Origin of the sequence: Kribbella sp. NPDC049174, assembly GCF_043197365.1 — a bacterium.
Lineage (GTDB): Bacteria > Actinomycetota > Actinomycetes > Propionibacteriales > Kribbellaceae > Kribbella.
On sequence record NZ_JBICSZ010000001.1, the window covers coordinates 2,164,090 to 2,186,671 of the forward strand.

Sequence of the window (22,582 nt, forward strand, 5' to 3'; positions counted from 1 at the left end):
ACGATCGGTCCGGGCTGTTGCGACGTACCTAGAAGATGACCTCGCCGCGGGCGCGCCGGGCGCGGAGCTTCTCCAGGGCCTCCTCGAGGATCTCGGCCGCCTCCTGCTCGCTGCGCCGCTCCTTCACGTAGGCCAGGTGGGTCTTGTAGGGCTCGATCTTCGGGGGCGGGGGCGGGTTGTTCACATCGGTGCTGGTCGGCAGACCGCACCGCGGACAGTCCCACGCCTCCGGGATGGACGCCTCGACCGCGAACACCGTCGCGGTCTCGTGACCGTTCGCACAGAAGAACACGATGCGCTGCCGGGGCGCGGTGTCGCCGCGCTCCGCCTCGCCCATCGGGCCTGCGCCGACCCGGCTGCCACGAATCGCACTGCCACCACCAGCCACGGGAACCTACTCCCCTTCAGCCGAGCTTGTAGAGCAGGCCGAGCGCGACGATGGCAGCGAACCAGATCAGACCGACACCGATCGTGATCCGGTCCAGGTTCCGCTCGGCGACCGAGGAACCGCCCAGGCTGGACGACACACCGCCACCGAAGAGGTCCGACAGACCGCCACCACGGCCTTTGTGCAACAGCACGAGCAGCGTGAGGATGAGGCTGCAGACGATCACGACGATCGAGAAAGCGAGAATCACGAGGAGTAGCCTAACTGAAGGTCCAGGTAACGGCAGATACCGGCGAACTCGTCCACCTGGAGGCTTGCACCTCCGACCAGGCAGCCGTCGACATCCGGTTGGGCCATGATGCCACTTGCGCTGTTCATCTTCACCGACCCCCCGTAAAGAATCCGTACCGAGTCGGCCACCGAGGGTGAGATCGTCTCCTCCAGCCGGCCCCGGATAGCGGCGCAGACCTCCTGCGCGTCCTCCGGAGTGGCCACCTCGCCGGTGCCGATCGCCCAGACCGGCTCGTAGGCGATGACGAGCTTGCGGACGTCGTCCTGCTTCAGCCCGGCCAGCGCACCGTCGACCTGGGCCAGCGTGTACTCCACGTGCTCGCCGGCCTTGCGGATGTCGAGACCCTCGCCCACACAGACGATCGGGACCAGCCCGGCCTCGAGCGCCTTGGTCGCCTTCGCGTTGACCAGTGCATCGTCCTCGTGGTGGTACTGCCGGCGCTCGGAGTGACCGGCCAGCACGTAGGTGCAGCCGAGCTTGGCCAGCATCGCCGCCGAGATCTCACCGGTGTACGCGCCCGCGTCGTACTTCGACACGTCCTGGGCGCCGTACTTGATCTTCATCCGGTCACCGTCGACCAGCGTCTGCACGCTGCGCAGGTCGGTGAACGGCGGCAGCACCGCCACCTCGACCCGCTCGAAGTCGTGCTTCTTGTCCTGCAGCGTCCACGACAGCTTCTGCACCAGGTGCACGGCTTCGACGTGGTTGATGTTCATCTTCCAGTTGCCCGCCATCAACGGCGTACGGGCAGCTGCAGTGTCGGCCATCGGTTTCAGTCCTCTTCCAGTACAGCCAGACCGGGGAGCTCCTTGCCCTCCAGGTATTCCAGCGAGGCCCCACCGCCGGTGGAAATGTGCCCGAACTGGTCGTCGGCGAAGCCTAGCTGGCGGACCGCCGCGGCCGAGTCACCGCCACCGACCACGCTGAGGCCGTCAACCTCGGTCAACGCCTGCGCGACCGCCTTGGTTCCGCCCGCGAACGCGGCCATCTCGAAGACGCCCATCGGACCGTTCCAGAACACCGTCTTCGCACCGGCGATCTCGGCGGCGAACGCCTTGCCGGAGTCCGGGCCGATGTCCAGGCCGAGCTGGTCGGCCGGGATCGCGTCCGCGGCGACGACCGTGGCGGGCGCGTCGGCCTTGAACTCGGGCGCGACCACGATGTCGGTCGGCAGCACGATCTCGACACCCTTGGCCTTCGCGGTCTCCAGGTAGCCCTTGACCGTGTCCAGCTGGTCCTCCTCGAGCAGGCTCTTGCCGACCTCGTGGCCCTGGGCCTTGAGGAAGGTGAAGACCATGCCGCCGCCGATCAGCAGCTTGTCGGCCTTGGCCAGCAGGTTGTCGATCACCGCCAGCTTGTCCGACACCTTGGCGCCGCCGAGCACGACGGCGTACGGACGGACCGGCTCCTCGGTCAGCTTCTTCAGTACGTCGACCTCAGCGAGAACCAGGCAGCCCGCGGCGTGCGGGAGCTTCTTCGCGACGTCGTACACACTGGCCTGCTTGCGGTGCACGACGCCGAAGCCGTCGCTGACGAACACGTCGGCCAGTGCGGCGAGCTCCTCGGCCAGCGCACCCCGCTCGGTCTCGTCCTTGCTCTCCTCGCGCGCGTCGTACCGCACGTTCTCGAGCAGCAGGACCTCGCCCTCGTCCAGCTCCTGGACGGCGGACTGCGCACTGTCACCGGTGACATCGCCGGCGAAGTGCACCTTGATGCCGTCGGGCTGCAGCAGCTCGCCGAGCCGCTTGGCCACCGGGGCCAGGGTGAACTCCGGGTTCGGCCTGCCCTTGGGGCGGCCGAGGTGTGCGGTGACGATCACCTTCGCGCCGGCCTTGGCCAGCTTCACCAGCGTCGGCAGGCTGGCCCGGATCCGGCCGTCGTCGCCGATCGTCTCGTCCTTGATCGGCACGTTCAGGTCGGAGCGCACCAGCACCCGCAGGCCGGCCACGTCCCCGAGGTCTTCGATGGTCTTCACAGTTCGACTTCCTTCAGCGAAACCATGAGCGTCCGAAGAACCGGGCGCGACAGGCCCCAGTTCTTCGGACGCAACGGGTGAACGGGAGACGTCAGAGGGACGCGCCGACGTGGTTGACCAGGTCGACGAGGCGGTTCGAGTAGCCCCACTCGTTGTCGTACCAGCCGACGACCTTGACCTGGTTGCCGATCACCTTGGTCAGGCCCGCGTCGAAGATGCAGGAGGCCGGGTCGGTGACGATGTCGGTGGAGACGATCTCGTCCTCGGTGTAGGTCAGGTAGCCCTTCAGCGCGCCCTCGGCGGCGGCCGCCTTGTAGGCGTCCTTGACCTCGTCGACGGTGACCTCGCGGCCGACAGTGACGGTCAGGTCGGTGGCCGAACCGGTCGGGACCGGGACCCGCAGCGCGTAGCCGTCCAGCTTGCCCTTGAGCTCCGGCAGCACCAGGCCGATCGCCTTCGCGGCGCCGGTCGAGGTCGGCACGATGTTCAGCGCGGCGGCTCGGGCGCGGCGCAGGTCCTTGTGCGGGGCGTCCTGCAGGTTCTGGTCCTGGGTGTACGCGTGGATCGTGGTCATCAGACCCCGCTCGATCGTGAACGCGTCGTGCAGGACCTTGGCCAGCGGGGCGATGCAGTTGGTGGTGCAGGACGCGTTCGAGATCACGGTGTGCTTCTCGGCGTCGTACAGGTCGTGGTTAACACCCATCACCACGGTCAGGTCCTCGTTCTTCGCCGGGGCGGAGATGATGACCTTCTTGGCGCCGTTGTCGGCGTGCGTCTTGGCCTTGGTGGCGTCGGTGAAGAAACCGGTCGACTCGATCACCACGTCGGCGCCGACGTCGGACCACTTCAGGTTCGCGGGGTCGCGCTCGGCGAACGCCTTGAAGCTGTGGCCGGCGACGGTGATGTCGTCGTCGGTCGCGGAGACCTCACCGGGGAAGCGGCCCAGGATCGAGTCGTACTTCAGCAGGTGAGCGAGGGTCTGGTTGTCGGTCAAGTCGTTGACGGCGACGACCTCGATGTCGGCACCGGACGCCTGCACGGCGCGGAAGAAGTTACGGCCGATCCGGCCGAAGCCGTTGATACCTACGCGTACGGTCACGGGACTGCGTCTCCTCTTACTAGCTTTCGAGCACTGCCGCTACAGCCCGAACACTAGCCCAACAGCCCACTCGGCCAACTGGTACCGTCCACATCAGACCACCGGTGTCTCACGGAGTGTTCCAGACCAGACCACCTGCTGGTACACGCATCTTCCGCGTGAACTCCCCCGCCCGTCCGCGTTCCGGACCCCCCAGGCCTGCGTACGGCGGCCTCCGAACACTCCCCGGAGACCGCCGTACGGTGAGACAGCGCGGGTGGCAGTTGGTCAGGATCCGTCAGGCCGGGTCGAGCATCTCCGGGGTGAGGTTGGCCTCGGTGTTGGGGATGCCGAGGTCGGCGGCGCGCTTGTCGGCCATCGCGAGCAGACGGCGGATCCGGCCGGCGACCGCGTCCTTGGTCAGCGCCGGCTCGTGCAACTGACCGAGCTCCTCGAGGCTGGCCTGCTTGTGCTCCAGCCGCAGCTTGCCCGCCACCTGCAGGTGGTCCGGTACGTCGTCGCCGAGGATCTCCAGCGCCCGCTCGACCCGTGCGCCCGCGGCCACCGCGGCCCGGGCCGAACGACGCAGGTTCGCGTCGTCGAAGTTGGCCAGCCGGTTCGCGGTCGCGCGCACCTCGCGACGCATCCGCCGCTCCTCCCAGGCGAGCACGGACTCGTGTGCGCCCAACCGGGTCAGCAATGCACCGATCGCGTCGCCGTCGCGGATGACCACGCGGTCAACGTTGCGCACCTCGCGCGCCTTCGACCCGATCCCGAGCCGCCGCGCCGCGCCGACCAGCGCCAGCGCCGCCTCCGGACCGGGGCAGGTCACCTCGAGCGAGGACGACCGGCCCGGCTCGGTCAGCGAGCCGTGCGCCAGGAACGCACCACGCCACGCCGCCACCGCATCGCACGAAGCACCCGACACGACCGCCGGCGGCAGGCCCCGGACCGGACGTCCCCGGTTGTCCACCAGGCCGGTCTGCCGGGCCAGCGCGTCGCCGTCGCGGACGACGCGGACGACGTACTTGGTCTGCTTACGGATACCGGACGGGGAGATGACCACCACGTCCGACGGGTGACCGAAGATCTCGGCGATGTCCTTGCGCAACCGCCGGGCCGCGGCCCCGCTGTCCAGTTCGGCCTCGACGACGATCCGCCCGGAGACCAGGTGCAGACCGCCCGCGAACCGCAGCACGGACGACACCTCGGCCTTGCGGCAACAGGGTTTCGTGACCTGAATGCTGGTCAACTCGGACTTCACCTGTGCTGTCATCGCCATGAAGGCATCCTCCCACCGCTGTCAAAGACCCTCTGGCAGGTCCGCCGCCTCAGCAGGGACGGAAGGGTCACATCAGTCCAACGGAATGATGAGTGCCCTGTTACGGGGCACTGCAACCTTCCGGCCGCTCGATTGCGTTCCTCCGGCGAGACTCTGATGGGAGGGGTATGAGAGCACGGGACGAAGCCGAGTTCGCCGAGTTCGCGGCGATCACGATCCGTCGGCTGCGACGTACGGCGTACCTGATGTGTGGCGACTGGCATCGCGCCGAGGACGCCGCCCAGGACGCCCTGGTGAAGGTCTACCGCCGCTGGAACCGGATCGACCGCAGCGACGGGCTGAACGGCTACGCGCACCGCTGCGTCGTCACCGCCGTCCTCGACCAGTCCAGGAAGCCGTGGCGCCGCGAGCGACTCGTCGAGACCGACGAGCAGGTCGCGCCCTGGCCCGACGGAGTGGGCACGGTCGACGACCGCCTCCTCGTCGTCCAGGCCCTCGGCGCCCTGCCGCCGAGTCAGCGGGCCTGCGTCGTCCTGCGCCACTACGCCGACCTCAGCCTGGAACAGACCGCCGACATCCTCGGCATCGGCACCGGCGGTGTGAAGAGCCAGACCTCCCGCGGTCTTGCCCGCCTGCGTGAACTACTCGACCAGACCGAAAGGAGCGCCTCGTGAGCAACGACATCGAACGACTGCTGGCCGCCGCGGCCGACGACGCGGACCAGCCGCTGCACACCGACGTCGAGGACATCCTCGTCCGCGCCCGGCGGTCGGTCCGCAGAAACCGGATCGCGACGGTCTGCACCGCGGCGCTGACCACCGCCGCCATCGTCGGCGGTATCGCCGCCTGGTCGTCGACCCGGACCGAGAGCGTGGGCCCGGCCGGAACGGACAAGGGCCAGACCGTCACGATCGACGTGAAGACCGGCCGGATCGTCGACAACGAGACCGGCCAGACGATCGCCCCGCCACCTCCGGTCAGCCCGTTGTCCGATGCGGAGGTGCTCGGCCGCTGCGTGCAGTACGACCGCGAGCAGGTGCAGTTCCTCCAGGAGCACAAGGCCAACGTCTGGGACAAGGCCGGCCCGATCGACGCACGCTGGAAGGTCGTGGTGAAGAGCGGCGACCAGTCACTGCTCTTCGCCGCGTTCCTGTCACCGGACCGGTCGATCGTCTCGACCTGCACGATGGACGCACCGAAGAAGCCGTTCACCAACGGCCGCATCAGCACCACCGAGGTGATGCGCTCGAGCCCGAACAACGTGCCGCAAGCCGTTGAGAGTGCGCTGTGGGTGCCGGTCCCCGGTGCCGCGCGCGTTCTCGTGGAGACGAACAGCGACCCCAGCCCGCGCCAGGCGCTCGTCGGCGCCGACGGGTTCTACACCCTGGGCTACGACGGCACCCACAACACCCGGCTCGACCTCAAGCGAATCCGGGCGTACGACGCCGACGGCAAGAAGATCTGGGAGCTGGTCTACAAGCCCGCCACTCCGACGCAGAACACCCAGCCGACGGTCCCCTCCAACGTCACGGTCAAGACGGCCGAACCGATCACACCGCGGGTCGTGCTGACGAAGGATCCGCAGACCGGGAAGGTGCTGGCTCCCGCACCGCCGGTCAGTCCGCTGACCGACGGCCAGATCCGCGATCGCTGCCGCTTGTGGGAGGACGAGATCGCCACCAACCCCGCTTACGGAGGGCAGGGGAAACAGCAGCAGGACCAGCGCGAGAAGGACGCCGGGCTGATCACCAGCTCCTGGTTCGTAGCGCTGAAGACCGGCACCGGCGACAAGTTCACCGCAGTGCTCGTCTCGCCGGACCGGAGGGTCGCCGTGTGGTGCCACATGACGAAGCCCACCACCAACGGCGGTGAGTCCGATTACACCCGGCGCGCGGTGAACGCGGACGGCAAGTTCCCGGACAGCTTCGAGTTCGCGATGGTCCCCGACGGCGTCGCGCAGATCGTCGTCGACCTGCCGAAGACGGGACCGACCCGCGCCCTGATCTCAGGCGGCTACTACATCTGGGGCCTCACCGGCGGGAACTCGGACATCCAGCAGGCCCGGGTCCGCGGGTACGACGCCCAGGGCAAGCTGGTGTACGACCAGAGGAAGCAGGTCGACGCTAGCTGAAGATCTCGCGGAAGACCTTGGCGAGTTTGTCCGGGGCGTGGTGGAGGTGGCGGTCGTCGTCGGCGATGTCGGCGATGACCAGGTCCGCGCCGAGGGACTCCGCCGTACGGTGCAAGGACTTCGGATCGGGGACGTGGCCCTCGTCGGCGAGGACCACGTCGATCCGCAGGTCGGGCGCGTGCGCGGCGAGCACCTCGAGGTGGGTCTCCGGCGAGAAGCCGTCGGTTTCGCCCTTCTGCTCCCCCAGGTTCAGCGTCAGCACCCGGCGGGCGCTGGTCTGCTCGAGACCACGGCACAACGCCGGGACCAGCAGGTTCGGAATCACCGACGTGAACCACGACCCCGGACCGACCACGACCCAGTCGGCTTCCGCGATGGCCACCAGCGCCTCGGGACAAGCCGGCGGGTCGGCCGGGTCGAGCGCGACGTCGACCACATGCCCTTCGGTGGTGGCCACCTCGGCCTGACCACGAATCTCGGTGATCGCCTCCGGATGGTCCGGATCCAGACCGAGCACCCGCGCAGTGATGTCCAGCGGTACGGAGGACATCGGCAGCACCCGGCCTTGTGCTCCGAGCAGGCGCGCGACCCAGTCGAGCCCGTCCACGGCCTCGCCGAGCAACTCCCACAACGCGACGATCAGCAGGTTGCCGACGGCATGGTCGTGGAGCGCGCCATCACTGCGGAATCGATGCTGCAGCACGTCGGCCCACGTCCGGCCCCACTCGTCGTCGCGGCACAGCGCGGCCAAGGCCATCCGCAGATCACCAGGCGGCAGGACGCCGAGCTCACTGCGCAAACGGCCGGACGAACCGCCGTTGTCGGCGACCGTGACGACCGCGGTCAGCTGATCGGTGACATGGCGAAGCGCGGACAGAGAGGCCGCCAGTCCATGCCCCCCGCCCAGTGCGACGACCCTGGGCGCTGAGCGGGCATCTGGGGGTCGCACCCCAGCCGACACACCAGAGGCCCCCGGCTCGTGCTCTCCGCGGGCAGGGGTGTCCCAGGAGCTCTGGCGGGGGTCTGGGGGTCGCCCCCCAGATGACACACCAGAGGCCCCCGGCTCGTGCTCTCCGCGGGCAGGGGTGTCCCAGGGACTCTGGCGGGGGTCTGGGGGTCGCCCCCCAGATGACACACCAGAGGCCCCCGGCTCGTGCTCTCCGCGGGCAGGGGCGTCCCAGGGACTCTGGCTCACTCCCGCCCCAGATCCCGGTGTACGACCAAGGTCGGTGACCCTTTCTCGCGCAGCCTCCGGGCGATCTCCTCGGCCATCGCGACGCTGCGGTGCTTACCCCCGGTGCAGCCGATCGCGACGGTGACGAAGCGCTTGCCCTCGTTCAGGTAGCCGGTCCGCAAGGTGTCCAGCACGTCCACGTAGTTCTGCAGGAACTGCTGGGCCAGCGGATGGCCGAGGACGAAGTCTGACACAGGGCGGTCCTGCCCGGTCATCGGGCGCAGGTCGGGCTGCCAGTACGGGTTCGGGATGAACCGCATGTCGGCGACCACGTCGGCGTCGACCGGGATGCCGTACTTGAACCCGAACGACACCACGGTGGCCCGCAGCTCGGCGTTCTCCTCGTCGCCGAAGGCGTTCACGATCTTCGCGGCGAGCTGGTGGATGTTCATGTTCGAGGTGTCGATGACCAGGTCGGCGCCGGCCCGGATGTCGCCGAGCAGCTCGCGCTCGCGCTGGATCCCGGTCAGCAGCCGGCCCTCGCCCTGCAGCGGGTGCGGCCGGCGGACACTCTCCTGTCGCCGCACGATCACGTCGTCGGAGGCCTCCAGGAACAGCGTCAGCGGGCGGTACCCCTTCAGCCGCAGATCGTGGATGGCGGAGCTCAGCTCGTCGAAGAACAGGCCGGTCCGGACGTCGACGACGACCGCGAGCCGCGGTGACGCGCCGGTGCCGACGACCTGCTCGACGATGGTGGTGAGGAACATCGGCGGCAGGTTGTCCACCACGAACCAGCCGAGGTCCTCCAGCACGTCCGCGACCGAGCTCCGTCCCGCGCCGGACATACCGGACACGATGATGAGATTGCCGCCCTGGTCGTCGTCCATCAGTTCTCAGTTCTCCCTGGATCCCCGTCGGGCGCCCCGGCCGGCGCCGGGACGTCGTCATCCAGTATCTCGCCCGTGGCCATGTTCACCGCCGGCGCCCGGCCGGTGTCGGCCTTCGTTGCGGCAAGGTTCACCGCGAGTACGACCGATTCCGCCGTACGACGGCCGAATCCGGGCAGCTCGGCGACCTCGTCGATCGTTGCTTGGCGCAGCTTCTTCAGCGACCCGAAATGCTTCAGCAGCGTCTTGCGCCGTACCTCGCCCAGGCCCGGGACCTCGTCGAGGACGGACTCCACCATCGACTTCGAGCGCCGGTTGCGGTGGTGGGTGATGGCGAACCGGTGGGCCTCGTCGCGCAGCCGCTGGAGCAGGTAGAGGCCCTCCGACGTCCGGGAGAAGATCACCGGGTCCTCCTCGTCGGGCAGCCACACCTCCTCGAGCCGCTTGGCCAGCCCGCAGACCGGGATGTCGCCGAGGCCGAGCTCGTCCAGCGCCTGCCGCGCGGCCGCGACCTGCGGCGGGCCGCCGTCGACCACGACCAGTCCGGGCGCGTAGGAGAACTTGCGGGCCCGGCCGGTCTCCGGGTCGATCAGGCTCGCCGCCGGGTCCTCGTCGTCCTGCAACGTTGCCCGCTCGTCGAGGAGACGCTTGAACCGCCGGGTCAGCACCTCCGCGATCGAGGCGACGTCGTTCTGACCGTCGACACCCTTGATCACGAACCGCCGGTACTCGCTCTTGCGCGGCAGGCCGTCCTCGAACACGACCATCGAGGCCACCACCTCGGTGCCCTGCAGGTTGGAGACGTCGTAGCACTCCAGCCGCAGCGGCGCCTCGGGCAGGTCGAGCCCGGCCTGGATCTCCTCCAGCGCCTGGTTGCGGGTGGTCAGATCGCTGGCCCGCTTGGTCTTGTGCATGGTGAGCGTCTGCAGCGCGTTCCGCTCGACCGTCTCCATCAGCGACTTCTTGTCGCCGCGCTGCGGGACCCGGATGAACACCTTCGAGCCGCGCAGCTCGGACAGCCACTCGGTCAGCGCGTCGATGTCCTCGGGCTCGGTCGGCACCAGGATCTCGCGCGGAATCGCGTCACCCGAGTCACCGGCGTACGTCTGCTGGATGAAGCGCGAGACCAGGTCGCCGGTGGTCGCGGTCCCGTCGGCCTTGTCGGCGATCCAGCCGCGCTCACCGCGGATCCGGCCGCCGCGGACGTAGAAGATCTGCACGGCGACCTCGAGCGGGTCCTCGCTCAGCGCGATCACGTCGGTGTCGGTGCCGTCGCCGAGGACGACCGCGTTCTTGGCCAGCGCCTTCTCCAGCGCGGCCAGGTCGTCCCGGATCTTCGCGGCCCGCTCGTACTCGAGCTCGGCCGCCGCCGCTCGCATCTCCTTCTCCAGCCGGCGCACGTACGTCGCGGTCTGGCCGGACAGGAACGCGGCGAAGTCGTCGACGATCTTGCGGTGCTCCTCCTGGCTGACCTGGCCGGTGCAGGGGGCGGCGCACTTGCCGATGTACCCCAGCAGGCAGGGCCGGCCGATCTGGCGGTGCCGGTTGAACACGCCCTTGCTGCACGAGCGCATCGGGAAGACGCGCAGCAGCAGGTCGACGGTCTCGCGGATCGCCCAGGCGTGGCTGTACGGGCCGAAGTACCGGATGCCCTTCTTCTTCTGGCCTCTGCCGACCATCACCCGCGGATAGTCCTCGTTGAGGGTGATCGCGAGCCACGGGTACGACTTGTCGTCGCGGTACTTCACGTTGAAACGCGGGTCGTACTCCTTGATCCAGGAGTACTCCAGCTGCAGCGACTCGACCTCGCTGCCGACCACGGTCCACTCGACCTTCGCCGCGGTCGTCACCATCGCCTGGGTGCGCGGGTGCAGGTTGACCAGATCCTGGAAGTACGAGGACAACCGGGCCCGCAGGTTCTTCGCCTTGCCGACGTAGATCACCCGCCCGGCGGCATCGCTGAAGCGGTACACACCCGGCGAGTCGGGAATCGACCCGGGAGCGGGACGGTAGGAGGACGGATCAGCCACTCATCCACCCTAGTTCGCCGCACGGACAAAGTCGGAATTCGGCCAAAGTATCAATCGCTACTTCAATGACACACTTGAAGGCATGACTGTTGACGAGATGGACCTCCTGATCCGGGGGTACGACGGGATCCGGCTGCTCGAGGCACAGGGCGACCTGTTCTACCTGTACGACCCGGAGGCGGACCTGCCGCCGGAGCGGCAGCAGCCGTTCGCCACGATCGTGACCGGGGACCACTACGAGAATGTCTCACGACTCGACGAGCCGGGTGCCTGGCGACTGAACATCGGCCTGACCAAGGCGACGTACACGTCGCTGTTCGGCCCGGTGCCGACCGAGCGGGACGCGGACTGGGTGCTCGACTCCGGCCACGACTACGCCGAGCGGGACAAGCTGATGCCGCACCCGTTCTACGCCTCCCAGCACTGGGTCTGCATCATCTCCCCCACCGACCTCGCCCCGCTCCAGGACCTCCTCACCGAGGCCTACGAGTTCGCCGTCCGCAAGTACGCCAACCACCGCGCCCGCCAAACCAGCTGAACCTTGCAGTCATGTTGCGGCTTGGCACATAAGGCTGGTTTGACCCCTGGTTGGGATGAGCGCGGACCCTAGCCTTTCACGCAGGGTAGGTCGGCAGGACCTTTGCGTGAGGCAACTGGGCCTTGCGCTGACTCGAGGGAGATCCGCCCATGTCCCCTAATGTTCGAAAGCTGCCGGGAAAGCTGCACAGCGTCCGCAGGCCGCGGGCCGTGCTGGGAGCGGTCGCAGCGTCCGCGCTGGCCGTCACCGGCATCGTCGCCACCGCGGCCGGCAGCACGGCTGCACCGGAGGCCGATGTCACCATCCGCGGTGCCGGCACCTCGACCGCGATCCCCGGCAGCTACATCGTCGTCCTGGCCGGGCAGCGCTCGCAGACCGAGACCCGGGCCACCAACGCGAGCCTGGCGAGCAGCTACGACGTCAAGGTGCGCGACCAGTACGACGCCTCGGTCAAGGGCTTCTCGGCGACCATGAGTGAGGACCAGGCCAAGAAGCTGGCCGGCGACTCGCGGGTCGCGTTCGTCCAGCAGAACCAGAAGATCACCGTCAGCCAGGACGACCCGCCGTGGGGCCTGGACCGCAGCGACCAGCGTGATCTGCCGTTGGACAAGAAGTACGAGGCCTCCACCACCGCCGAGAACGTCAACGTCTACGTGATCGACACCGGGATCTACGCCGCGCACAAGGACTTCGGCGGCCGCGCCTCGGTCGGCACCGACACCGTCGGCGACGGCCAGAACGGTGTCGACTGCATGGGGCACGGCAGCCACGTGGCCGGCACCATCGCCGGGACGACGTACGGCCTGGCCAAGGGCGCCAAGGTGTTCGGGGTCCGGGTGCTCGACTGCAAGGGCTCCGGCTCGACCGAGTCCGTCATCGCCGGGATCGACTGGGTGACCAAGAACGCGACGAAGCCCGCGGTCGCCAACATGAGCCTCGGCGGCGGCGCCGACGACGCACTGGACGCGGCGGTGAAGGCGTCGGTCGACTCCGGCATCACCTACGCAGTTGCCGCTGGCAACGAGAGCTCGGACGCCTGCGGCGCGTCGCCGGCCCGGGAGCCGTCGGCGATCACGGTCGGCGCGACCGACGACCAGGACCAGAAGGCGTCGTTCTCGAACTGGGGCACCTGCGTCGACCTGTTCGCGCCCGGTGTCGACACCCTGTCGGTCGGCATCACCGACCCCGACTCGACGGACACGATGAGCGGCACGTCGATGGCCACGCCCCATGTGGCCGGCGGGATCGCGCTCTACCTGGCCGACCACCCGGACGCCACGCCGGCCGATGTGACGACCGCCCTGGTCGGCGCGTCCACGCCGGACAAGGTGGGCGACCCGGGCACCGGCTCGCCGAACAAGCTGCTGTACGTCGGGAAGGTCGACCCGGCGCAGCGCTGATCACCTGAACGAGGCGGCGCTGATCACCTGAACGAGAAAGAGCCCGGCCCCCGAAGGTCGGGCTCTTTCTCGCTCCCCCTGTGTCAGGCCGTCTGGACGATGTTCGTGCCCTGGACGGCGACGTTGACGGCCGGGAGCGGGGTCTGGGCCGGGCCGCTGACCGGACTGCCGTCGGTGATGCTGAAATGGCTGTTGTGGAACGGGCAGACGATCTGACCGCCTTCCACGGAGCCCACCGGGTTGCCCTGGTGGGTGCAGACGGCCGAGAAGCCCTTGTACTGACCCGCGGCCGGCTGGGTCACCACGACCTTCGCGTCGGTGAACACCTTCCCGCCGCCCACCGGCACGTCAGCCGCCGGGCCGAGCACCGTCCCGCTCGCCGTGGTGGCCGGAGCGCTCGACGACGGCGCCGAGCTGGGGGCCGAGGACGGCGCGCTGGTGGTCGGGGCCGAGCTGGTCCCGGTGGTGCCGGCCGAGCCCGCGTCGTCTCCCCCGCCACAGGCGGCGAGGATCGGCGCGCCCGCGCCGGCCAGTGCGACCATCGCGGCACAGCGGAGCACCGACCTCCGGTCGCGCAGCTCGCCGGCCGCCTCCGGTGCGGGAGCTGCGGTGGGCGGGGCCATGGTGTCATCGCTCATGAATCTGGACCTCCAGGAGCTTCGGTCAAAGTAGTTGAACGCTTCGCTTCTTTGATGTCTACCCGACCCGTTCAAGTACAGGGGCGGATACCGGGTCAAACGACCAGATCAGCAGAACGGTTCAGCGTTTGAGGAAGTTTGTCGGATTCAACTGTCGTTTGAGGCTTTGCTGTGAACCCGCTGTGCGTCAGCCGGCAATGCGGGTGACCGTCTCCACCACGCGGGCGGCCAGATCGAGAACCGCGCGGCGAGTGTCCGACTGCAGCTGCTCGGTGCGCAGCGGCCACGACTGGGCGATGTGCAGGTCGAACGGCAGCACGACCGGCTCCATACCGCGCTGGCGGAAGGCCTCGACCAGCCAGGTGACCGAGGCCGGGTCGACGTTCTCGACCATGGTGATGACGACGATGCCGCGGGTGAGCAGCACGTCCTGGCCGCCCGGTGTCAGCTGGTCGAGCTGCGCTAGGCAGTAGTTCGCCACGTGCTGCACCGATGGCACCACCACGACAGCGCAATGCCCGGAGCCCGCCAGCTCGGCGGGGATCTCGTCGAACAGGCCGCCCGGGCAGTCGACCACGGCCAGCCCGACGTCACGCGCGCCCTGGCCCTGCGCTTCGGCGAGCGTCGTACGGACGGCCTCTGCGGTGCCCTCACTGCGGAGCAGGGTGACACGCTCGATCGGGCCGGCACCGACGGAGAACTCCAACCGCCGGGACAGCTCGGCACCGCCCGGATCCGCGTCGACCGCGACCACCCGGTCGGATCGTTGCGCCGCGAGCATGGTGGCCAGCAGTGCGGTGACTGTCGACGTACCGCCGTTGGTGACCGGGCTCAGGACACCGACGCGACGCATGATCGCGATCGGGCGGCGGATCATCGCGATGTTGTCCACGTCGCGCTGCATCCGGCCCGAGGCGCCGACCAGGTACGCCGCTTCGGAGGCGATCCGGCGGAATCGGTCGAACACCGAGTCGCCTCCCGGCCCTTGCATCGGCGTACCGATCTGGTCCGACTGCGGAGTCGGCGGCGCCGGTGCGCCCCAGCCGTCATCCTGCGCCGGCGGTCCCTGGTGCGGGGGCTGCTCGTAGTAGTCCTGATGCGGCACCTGCCCGGGATGGTGCTGTCCCTGGGGCGGGTACTGCTCTTCGTACTGCGGCTGCTCGTAGGGCGGGTACTGCTGGTACGGCTGCTGCGGCGGGTACTGCTCGTACGGCGCAGGCTGGTACGGCGGCGGTGGCACGTATTGCTGCTGCTCGTACGGACCCGGCTGGTACGGCGGCGGCTGTTGGTACCCCTGGTCCGGCGGATAGGGCGGCTGCTGCGGGTACTGCGGCTGAGGCGGGTACTGCTCCGGTGGATAGGGAGGCTGCTGCGGTGGGTACTGCTCAGCCGGGTACGGCGGCTGCTGCGGGTACGGCTGTAGTGGGTACTGCTCCTGCGGGTAAGGCTGCTGCTGGTACTGGGTCGGCGGACCAGGCGGTGGCGGCTGCTGCCCGTACTGCTGCTGATACGGACCCTGCTGAGGTGCGGGAGGCACAGCAGGACCGCCCTGCCCGGCGGGGGCCACAGGTGGTGCGGCGGGGGCCGGTGCGGGCGGGTTGTCCGGGCGGGCCGGGTCCTCGGCCGGTGACTGCTCCGCCATCTGGCGCAGCATGTCACCCTGCCAGTTCGATTCAGTCATTCCATCCGGTCGTCAGAACGCGTTCAGCAGGTCGGAGTAGACGCCGAAGACTCCCAGCGCCAAGGGGACCGTCACGATGATCGCCCCGACCTCAAGATAGTCGAGCAGCTGGGTGAGCCGAGCACGGACATGCTCCGCCGGTGCGAAACTGAGACCGAACGCGCAGAACATCGCCACCAGCACCAGCAGCCCGAGTGCGATGAACGCACCGCCCTGACCGTTGACCGCCGCGATCAGCACACACCCCGACACGATCGTGAACGCGGCCGCGAACAGTACGGCGACCTCGCTCACCAACGGGTACAGCCGCGACCGCGACGCGAGCAGGAACGCGAGCACCAGGGCCAGCGCGATCGACCAGGCCCCGCCCTGGCGCAGCAGCATGATCCCGGCCACCGCGGACGACAGGGCAATCGGCATGACCGCCAGGGCCAGACCGAGGTGCGCCGCATTCAAGGCACTCTGCACGTCGCCACGCATGATCTCCTGACCGGCAGCACGCCGGTCATCCAGACCGGACAGACCGGACAACCCCAGCGCCAGCCGCGGCAGCAGTCCGAGCAGCAGCACAGCCAGCAGAGCAGCGAGCGCACCGGTGCGATCCGCGGCGAGCCCCGTGCCGGCACCGACCATCCACACCGCCACGAACAGGATCGCCGTCGCACCCGCGACGACGCCGCCACCGGCCACCCCCGCGGCGGCGAAGAACATCGGGCCGAAGGCCAGACACAGCGCACCGACGGTGATCACCAGCCCGAGCTCCCAGCCCGCGTCCAGTGCCCAGAACGCAGCCGTGAGCGCCAGTACGACGGTCGCCACGGTGACCAGCGGGATCGCGACCACGTTGTTGCCGGACCGGCCGAGCGCGATGCCGATGAAGGCACAGATCGCCGCGACCACCAGCAGGATCACACCGGTCAGCACGTTCGGCGCGGCGACCAGCAGCGAGATCGCGCCGGCGATGACCGAGAACACCAGCCCGGCGCCGGCCAGGATCCGCCGGTGCGCGGGCTTGAACGTGGTCCCGCGGCGCTTGAGGTCCTCGACCGCTTCCTCGGTCACGTCGTACACGGTCGGGGGCGGCGGCAACTCACCCTCGGCCGCCAGCCGCAGGACTGTGCCATCGATGATCTGCGCCGACGCGAGCGTCCCCTCCGGCGGCACCAGCGTGCCGGCCGCGGTGGTCAGGAAGCGCCGCTGCGGGCTCTGCTGCAGCGGCTCGTCCAGCAGCCGGAGCAGGTCCGGGAGCAGTACACCGAGCGGCTCGTCGGCGGGCAGCACGGCATCCATCCGCTTGCGCTGCCCGATCACCGTGACCCGGCTGTACGTACTCATCCGTCGATGCTCCTGTTCTGGTGGTTCGTCACGCCGTGCCCGCCGCCGCCTCGGCCGGGACGAGCTTCTTCATCAGCGTCGCGTACTTCTGCCAGTCCCGCGGGTTGCGGCCGTCCCCGATCGGATACCAGATCGCGGGTGCGTGCGCCGGGCCGATCGCCATCGCCCGGCTGATCCCCTTGACCTTGAGCATCTCCGCGACACTGGACGCCCGGACCGCCTCGTTCCCGGCGGCGACCCCGATCGGGCTGGTCATTCCGGCGAACCGCGGCTGGTACGTCCCGTCGGCGGCGCCGTACGAGCCCACCACCATCGCGGAGACCAGCTCGAAGTTGTCGGCGATCTCGTCGATCCACACACCGACCTTGTTCACGTCCGGGAACTCCAGCCCGGACTGTGCGACGGCCAGCGTCACGGTCTCGTCCAGCCCCGACTGCACCCGGCGTGACTCGAGCGTCCCGACCGCGGGCCTGAACTCCGCGCCCGGCTGTCCGGACAGCACCAGCCAGGTCGGAGACGGCGCCCGGTCCCGGCAGTACTCGGTCAGTGCCTCCGGGCTCCACGGCTGCGTCACCGGCTCGGACGTCGCCCAGCCGGCCGGCCCACTGCCGGTGGTCGCGGTGAACAGCCGCTCGGCGACCCGGCCGAGCACCAGGCTCTCGACCGCCTTGTGCCGGACCCGCACGGTCAGCTGCAGCTGGGCGAACGGCTTCTCCTCCACCACGAAGTCCGGGTGGATGTCGGAGTTCTGCTCCCCCGGCCTCACGGTGGCCCGGGCGACGAACAGGTCACCGTTCCAGTTCAGCCGGACGCCGTTCAAGCCGTCGAAGTACTCACCGTCGTCGCCGGTGACGACCCACTTGGAGTAGGTGCCCTTGAACAGCATCGACCGGACCGGCCAGGTCAGCTTGGAGGCCTTCGGCGTGACCAGTTGCACGTCGCGGGCGGCCATCTTGGCCGACGTCAGCGCGTCACTGAGCCAGGCCGACATGCCGATCACCGGCCGGTCCTGCATGACGACGGCGACCTTCTCGGTGATCAGGTCGACGCCCGGGCTGAAGATAAGGTCGTTCGGCATCTCAGTCGGTTCCCTCGCTCGCGCTGTGCGGTGTTTCGTTCCGGGGCGTCTGGACTCCTGCCGACGTCCAGACCTTGCCGCCCAGCCGGTTGATCAGCGTGTTCGCGTACTGCTCCGCGACCTCGCGGGCGCCGTCGCGAGCCGTCGCCCGGATCTCCACCCACCAGGCCGGCGTCCGCACCGTGCCGACCGACGTACCGAGCATCCGCTCCACCTCGCCCGGGACCTGGATCAGCAGCGGCAACTCGATCGACACCAGGGGTAGATGGTCCTCGCCGCACAGCTGGATGACGGCGCCGCCGCTCACCGCGCGAACGCCCATCTCCTCCCCCGCCGCGGCCAGTCCCGCCAGGACGTCGTCACTCGACGGACGTCCGTCCACGAGCGCCACCAGGTCGTAGGTCATGGGGCCTCCCGGCCTGGACTGAGGAGTGGAGGGAGCCCGGTCCTCGGGCCTCCCGGTCTGGACTGAGGAGTGAAGGGAGCGAAGCGACTGGAGCGACGAGGGAAGACCGGGAGTTTCAGCCCCAGGACCCGCCGCGCCGGAGGCGTGGCATTGAACGCAGCGACTGGAATGACGAGGGAAGGCCGGGAGTCAAAGCCCCATGACCCTGCCGGTGCCGGAGGCCCGGCCATGTGCACTGTCATGTCGTTCCTCCGCTGTTCTCGCTGACGGCCTGCACCGCGTCGGCCAGCGCCGTCTGGACGAGCTGCGGCCCGTCACCCCGTCGCACGAACAAACCGCGGCCGGGCGGGTAGTCGCCCGGGCGGGCGCCGGTGAAGAGCTGGCCCTCGCTGCGATCGCCGGACAGCACCAGACCGGCGGCCCCGGACTCGAGCACCGCGGACAGGAACGGCTCGTACATCTGCCGCGAGGCGCCCGAGGCGCGCCGGGTCAGGATGAAGTGCAGCTTGATGTCCCGGCCGGAGGCGACGTACGGGAGGAACGGGTCCATCGGCGACTGCCCGCCCGCGGTGAGCAGGTCGTAGTCGTCTGCCAGCACCACGATCCGCGGTCCGCCCTGGCCGGCCTCCGGAACAGCGCCGGTGTCGTCCGGCATCCGCTTCGCCAGCTCCTGCGACACCCCGGCGGCCAGCCCGGCGGCGACCCGGCCGGTTGGCGCGTAGCCACCGACGTACGCCTCCGGCACGTACTCGCGCAGGCCGCGCCGCGGATCCATCACCGCGAACACGAGCTGATCGGACGGGTGCCGCTCGATCAGCTGCTGCACGATCAGCCGGACGAGATTGGTCTTGCCGGAGCCGCTGTCGCCGAACACCACCAGGTTGCTGTCCCGGCCGGACAGGTCCAGGTACACCGGCGCCAGCGCACGCTCGTCCACCCCGATCGGCACCACGGCCGGCTCGCGGATCTCGTCGCCCAGCTCGGCCCGCGGCAGCTTGAGCGGCAGGATCCGGATCTGCGGCGCCCGCGGCCCCTGCCAGGTCGACCGCGCGGACACCGCCTGCGCCTCGAGCACCTCGGCCAGGTTCTCGTCCGAGGTGACGCCGTCCACCCGCGGCAGCGCGAAATGGGCGAACAACTTCGTGGACCCTGGCACCAGCATCCGGCCCGGGCCGGCCTTGCGCAGGACTTCCTGGAGGCGCCGGTCGATGCTGGAGTCCGACGGGTCGTTCAGCCGCAGCTCCAGCATCGTGCCGAACATCGCCTGGTTCTGCATCCGGACGTCGTTCCAGCGCATCATCGACGCGACCACGTGAATGCCGTAGTTGCTGCCGCGCGACAGCAGGTCGGTGATCGGCTCGTCCAACTCGTCGAACGTGGTCCGGATCGCGCCGTAGTTGTCGATCACCAAGACGACGTCCGCGGTCGGCAGCTCCGGGATCGCGCCGGCCGCGTGGTCCTTGCGGAGCGCTTCCATGGTGTCGATCGCGTGGTTGCGGAACACCCGCTCGCGGTGGTCGATCATCCCGCGGATCTCCTCGACCGTGCGCCGCACCTTCTCCCGGTCGGTGCGCAGCGCGACGCCGCCGACATGCGGCAGCTGCTCGAGCGCTTGCATGCCGCCGCCGGCCAGGTCGAGCGCGTAGATCGCGACTTCCTGCGGGGTGTGGGTGTGGGCCAGCGAGGTGACCAGCGTGCGCAACGCGGTCGTCTTGCCGGACTGCGGACCGCCGACGAGCGCGACATGACCACCGGCACGGGTCAGGTCCAGCCGGTAGACCTCCTGGCGCTGGTTGCCCGGGTCGTCGATCACACCGACCGGCGGCTTCATCTGCGGCGACCTCACCGCCAGCTGCAGACCACGGCCGTCGACGAAGTCGGCGCGGCCGGCCAGACCGTCCAGCGTGCAGGCAGCCGGTAGCGGCGGCAGCCAGATCTTCAGCACCGACTCGGCGGCGCGGGACACCTGGTCGACGAACACGGTCAGCACCGTCGGCCCCGTCGTACGCTCGGTCGCCTTGGCCTCGACCGGCTTCTGCGCCTCCAGCTCCTCGACGGACTGCTGGTACGGCGTCAGCGCCTGCGGGCGGACGTCCGCCCCCTCGTCCTCGACGACCTCGTTCGCCGGCGGAACGTACGGGCCGGAGATGTACGCCGCCCGGAAGCGCTGGTAGACGCTCGTGTCGACCTTGAGGAACCCGAACCCGGGCAGCGGCGGCAGGTGGAACGCGTCGGTGGTGTCCAGCACCGTCCGGCTCTCCTCCTCGGAGAACGTCCGCAGACCCAGCCGATAGGACAGGTAGGTCTCCAGGCCCCGCAGCTTGCCCGACTCGACCCGCTGGCTGGACAGCAGCAGGTGCACACCGATCGACCGTCCGATCCGGCCGATCGACAGGAACAGGTCGATGAAGTCCGGCCGTTCGTTCAGCAGCTCGCCGAACTCGTCGATGATGACGAACAGGTGCGGCAACGGCGGCAGGTCCGGGTTCTGTTCCCGGGCCAGCCGGTAGTCGGTGATGTTGGCCTTGTTGCCGGCGTCCTTCAGCACCTGCTGACGGCGCTGCACCTCGCCTTCCAGGCTCTTGTACGCGCGCTCGATCAGGCTCGCGTCGTCGCGCAGGTTGGTGATGATGCCGGCCACGTGCGGCACCCCCGCGAACGGCGCGAACGAGGCGCCGCCCTTGAAGTCGACCAGGACCAGCGCGAGATCGTCCGGGCTGTGCGTGGCGAGCAGGGCCATCACCATGGTCCGCAGTACCTCGGACTTCCCCGAACCGGTCGCGCCGATGCAGAGTCCGTGCGGACCCATACCGAGCTGGGCCGATTCCTTCAGGTCGACGAGTACGACGTCGCCGCGGTCGTCGACCCCCAGCGGGACCCGCAGGAACGCGCGATCCGGACGCGGCTGCCAGAGCTGCCCGAAGTCCAGCCGACCCACGTCGCTGATGCCGATCAGGCCCATGAAGTCGACGTTGTCGCGCTGCGCGTCCTCGTCCAGCGACTCCGCGGACAGCCGCAACGGAGCGAGCTCGCGGGCGATCCCTTCGGCGACCGCGGCCTCCATCCGGTCCACCTGGCCGCTGGCGACCATCGGGTACTGCCCCCGCAGGTCCTCCACCCGGACCTCGTCGCCGTACACGGTGATCCGCATCGTCACCGAACTCGGCTCCTGAACGCGGTCGGCGACCAGGTGCAACACGGTGACGCCGAGCTCCCCGGGCAGGAGCGAGTCGTCGGCCTGCGGGCGGACCTCTGCCGCCACGTCGCCGTACGTGTCGTGCAGCACAAGCAGGCGCTGGGTCAGCCGGCGGCGGTCCTCGAAGTTCACCGACCCGCGGCGTGACTCCGTCGCCCACTGGACCCGCGCACCCAGATCGTCCGACAGCAACCGTGCCAGCGCGTCCGGGGTCTCGGCGATCCGCCGGAACGGGACCGGGCCCTGCTTGAGCTCCGGGTCCTGGACGTGCGGCAACCAGTTCAGCCACTGCCAGTCGGGCATCGCGCGGCGCGGGAAGGACGCGGCCAGCTTGACGTCCTCCGGTGCGTGGAAGACCGCCGTCTGCACGAGCAGCGAGCGGGCCACCCGGACGACGCCCTCGCGGTCGCCGATGATGCTGACGTTGCCGACGTGGTCCAGCGGCACGGTCAGCGGCATGTCCGGGTTCAGCGTGAAGCGCCGTACCAGAGCGTTCGCCTCGGCCATCATGAACTGGTCCGGCGGCTCCATCGCGGAACCGCCCTGACCGACCATGGCCGGAACCGCCGGGACCCGGCCGCTGCCGCACCGCGGTTGCAGAAAGTCACTATCGGTACGACGGCGCTCCCACAGCCGGGACACGTCCGCGACGCAGTCCAGCAGCGCGTCGGGCGGAGGGTTCAGCTCCAGCGCCTGCGTCCGGGCCTTGCGCTCCTGGACCGAGAACTCGTCCCGCATCCGCTCGAGGTAGTCGAGGTAGCGGCGGCGCTGGTTCTTGCGGTCCTTGCCGCCCTTGCCGCGGGACGCGAGCATGCCGCCGACAGAGCCGACCATGGTGAGCCCCAGCAGCCCGATACCGACCATCACCATCGGGCCCGACCGGCCCATCGTCATCATCGCCACCGAGCCGATGCTGCCGACCATCGGCAACAGCATCTGCAGCGCGCCGCCGCCTCCGCCCCCACCAGCGCCGCCGAGAGACGGGGCAGGCTCGATCACTCGCTGCTGCTGCACCCCGGGGGCAGGTGTGCGCCGCGCCGGGCGGTGCACGATCCGGCTTGCCACTAAGGTTT

Annotated in this window: 19 protein-coding genes; 4 read left to right on the forward strand and 15 right to left on the reverse strand. The window is 69.4% G+C overall.

Features of this window, described 5'->3' with window-relative positions; genetic code table 11:
• Positions 1–28: 28 nt before the first annotated feature.
• From ACGFIF_RS10200 to whiA, 6 genes are all read right to left on the reverse strand, one after another.
• The gene (locus ACGFIF_RS10200) at positions 29–388 is read right to left on the reverse strand and encodes an RNA polymerase-binding protein RbpA (RefSeq protein WP_132210419.1); all 360 of its coding nucleotides are present in this window, start codon (positions 386–388) and stop codon (positions 29–31) included.
• A 16-nt stretch (positions 389–404) separates the two neighbouring features.
• Positions 405–638 (reverse strand): preprotein translocase subunit SecG, encoded by a 234-nt coding sequence (gene secG, locus ACGFIF_RS10205; RefSeq protein ID WP_132145086.1) that lies wholly within the window; start codon positions 636–638, stop codon positions 405–407.
• Positions 635–1,447 carry a triose-phosphate isomerase gene (gene tpiA, locus ACGFIF_RS10210; protein WP_393153516.1) on the reverse strand — a complete coding sequence of 271 codons (813 nt, stop codon included), beginning with the start codon at positions 1,445–1,447 and terminating at the stop codon, positions 635–637. Before tpiA ends, secG begins: the two co-directional genes overlap by 4 nt.
• Positions 1,448–1,452: 5 nt before the next feature.
• Positions 1,453–2,655, reverse strand: a complete 1,203-nt coding sequence (locus ACGFIF_RS10215; protein ID WP_393153518.1) for a phosphoglycerate kinase — start codon at positions 2,653–2,655, stop codon at positions 1,453–1,455.
• Between the two features lie 91 nt (positions 2,656–2,746).
• Positions 2,747–3,754, reverse strand: coding sequence for a type I glyceraldehyde-3-phosphate dehydrogenase (gap, locus tag ACGFIF_RS10220; RefSeq protein WP_393153520.1), 1,008 nt, complete (start codon positions 3,752–3,754; stop codon positions 2,747–2,749).
• Between the two features lie 277 nt (positions 3,755–4,031).
• Positions 4,032–5,015 (reverse strand): DNA-binding protein WhiA, encoded by a 984-nt coding sequence (gene whiA / locus ACGFIF_RS10225; RefSeq protein ID WP_328520667.1) that lies wholly within the window; start codon positions 5,013–5,015, stop codon positions 4,032–4,034.
• 167 nt (positions 5,016–5,182) lie between these two features.
• Between whiA and ACGFIF_RS10230 the strand changes: the two genes are divergently transcribed.
• Positions 5,183–5,689 (forward strand): SigE family RNA polymerase sigma factor, encoded by a 507-nt coding sequence (locus tag ACGFIF_RS10230; protein ID WP_393153523.1) that lies wholly within the window; start codon positions 5,183–5,185, stop codon positions 5,687–5,689.
• A complete protein-coding gene (locus ACGFIF_RS10235) occupies positions 5,686–7,146 on the forward strand; it encodes a hypothetical protein (protein ID WP_393153525.1) in 1,461 nt (486 codons plus the stop codon). The genes ACGFIF_RS10230 and ACGFIF_RS10235 overlap by 4 nt, the downstream gene beginning before the upstream one ends.
• Here the strand turns inward: ACGFIF_RS10235 and yvcK are convergent.
• The 3 genes from yvcK to uvrC all read right to left on the reverse strand — a co-directional run bounded on the left by yvcK (position 7,139) and on the right by uvrC (position 11,237).
• Positions 7,139–8,095: a uridine diphosphate-N-acetylglucosamine-binding protein YvcK gene (gene yvcK, locus ACGFIF_RS10240; RefSeq protein WP_393153527.1), complete on the reverse strand. Its 957-nt coding sequence runs from the start codon at positions 8,093–8,095 to the stop codon at positions 7,139–7,141. The two genes, ACGFIF_RS10235 and yvcK, sit on opposite strands and share 8 nt — an antisense overlap.
• 242 nt (positions 8,096–8,337) lie before the next feature.
• Positions 8,338–9,207 carry an RNase adapter RapZ gene (gene rapZ / locus ACGFIF_RS10245; RefSeq protein ID WP_393153529.1) on the reverse strand — a complete coding sequence of 290 codons (870 nt, stop codon included), beginning with the start codon at positions 9,205–9,207 and terminating at the stop codon, positions 8,338–8,340.
• Positions 9,207–11,237: an excinuclease ABC subunit UvrC gene (gene uvrC, locus ACGFIF_RS10250; RefSeq protein ID WP_393153531.1), complete on the reverse strand. Its 2,031-nt coding sequence runs from the start codon at positions 11,235–11,237 to the stop codon at positions 9,207–9,209. Before uvrC ends, rapZ begins: the two co-directional genes overlap by 1 nt.
• 82 nt (positions 11,238–11,319) lie before the next feature.
• Here uvrC and ACGFIF_RS10255 point away from each other — a divergent pair, with 82 nt between their 5' ends.
• The gene (locus tag ACGFIF_RS10255) at positions 11,320–11,775 is read left to right on the forward strand and encodes a DUF6194 family protein (protein ID WP_393153533.1); all 456 of its coding nucleotides are present in this window, start codon (positions 11,320–11,322) and stop codon (positions 11,773–11,775) included.
• A 149-nt stretch (positions 11,776–11,924) separates the two neighbouring features.
• Positions 11,925–13,175, forward strand: a complete 1,251-nt coding sequence (locus ACGFIF_RS10260) for a S8 family peptidase (protein ID WP_393153535.1) — start codon at positions 11,925–11,927, stop codon at positions 13,173–13,175.
• An 83-nt stretch (positions 13,176–13,258) separates the two neighbouring features.
• Here ACGFIF_RS10260 and ACGFIF_RS10265 read toward each other — a convergent pair whose 3' ends face one another.
• From ACGFIF_RS10265 to eccCa, 6 genes are all read right to left on the reverse strand, one after another.
• Complete coding sequence (locus ACGFIF_RS10265) at positions 13,259–13,813, reverse strand: Rieske (2Fe-2S) protein (RefSeq protein WP_393153537.1); 555 nt, start codon at positions 13,811–13,813, stop codon at positions 13,259–13,261.
• A gap of 187 nt (positions 13,814–14,000) precedes the next feature.
• Entirely contained in the window at positions 14,001–15,494 is a 1,494-nt protein-coding gene (locus tag ACGFIF_RS10270; protein WP_393153539.1) for a MinD/ParA family protein, read from the reverse strand.
• 12 nt (positions 15,495–15,506) lie between these two features.
• Positions 15,507–16,829 (reverse strand): type VII secretion integral membrane protein EccD, encoded by a 1,323-nt coding sequence (gene eccD / locus ACGFIF_RS10275; RefSeq protein ID WP_393153541.1) that lies wholly within the window; start codon positions 16,827–16,829, stop codon positions 15,507–15,509.
• Between the two features lie 28 nt (positions 16,830–16,857).
• Positions 16,858–17,907 (reverse strand): DUF6177 family protein, encoded by a 1,050-nt coding sequence (locus ACGFIF_RS10280; RefSeq protein ID WP_393153543.1) that lies wholly within the window; start codon positions 17,905–17,907, stop codon positions 16,858–16,860.
• 1 nt (position 17,908) lies between these two features.
• Positions 17,909–18,313 carry a hypothetical protein gene (locus tag ACGFIF_RS10285; protein WP_393153545.1) on the reverse strand — a complete coding sequence of 135 codons (405 nt, stop codon included), beginning with the start codon at positions 18,311–18,313 and terminating at the stop codon, positions 17,909–17,911.
• A 238-nt stretch (positions 18,314–18,551) separates the two neighbouring features.
• Positions 18,552–22,508, reverse strand: coding sequence for a type VII secretion protein EccCa (eccCa, locus tag ACGFIF_RS10290; protein WP_393153547.1), 3,957 nt, complete (start codon positions 22,506–22,508; stop codon positions 18,552–18,554).
• Between the last annotated feature and the right edge of the window lie 74 nt (positions 22,509–22,582).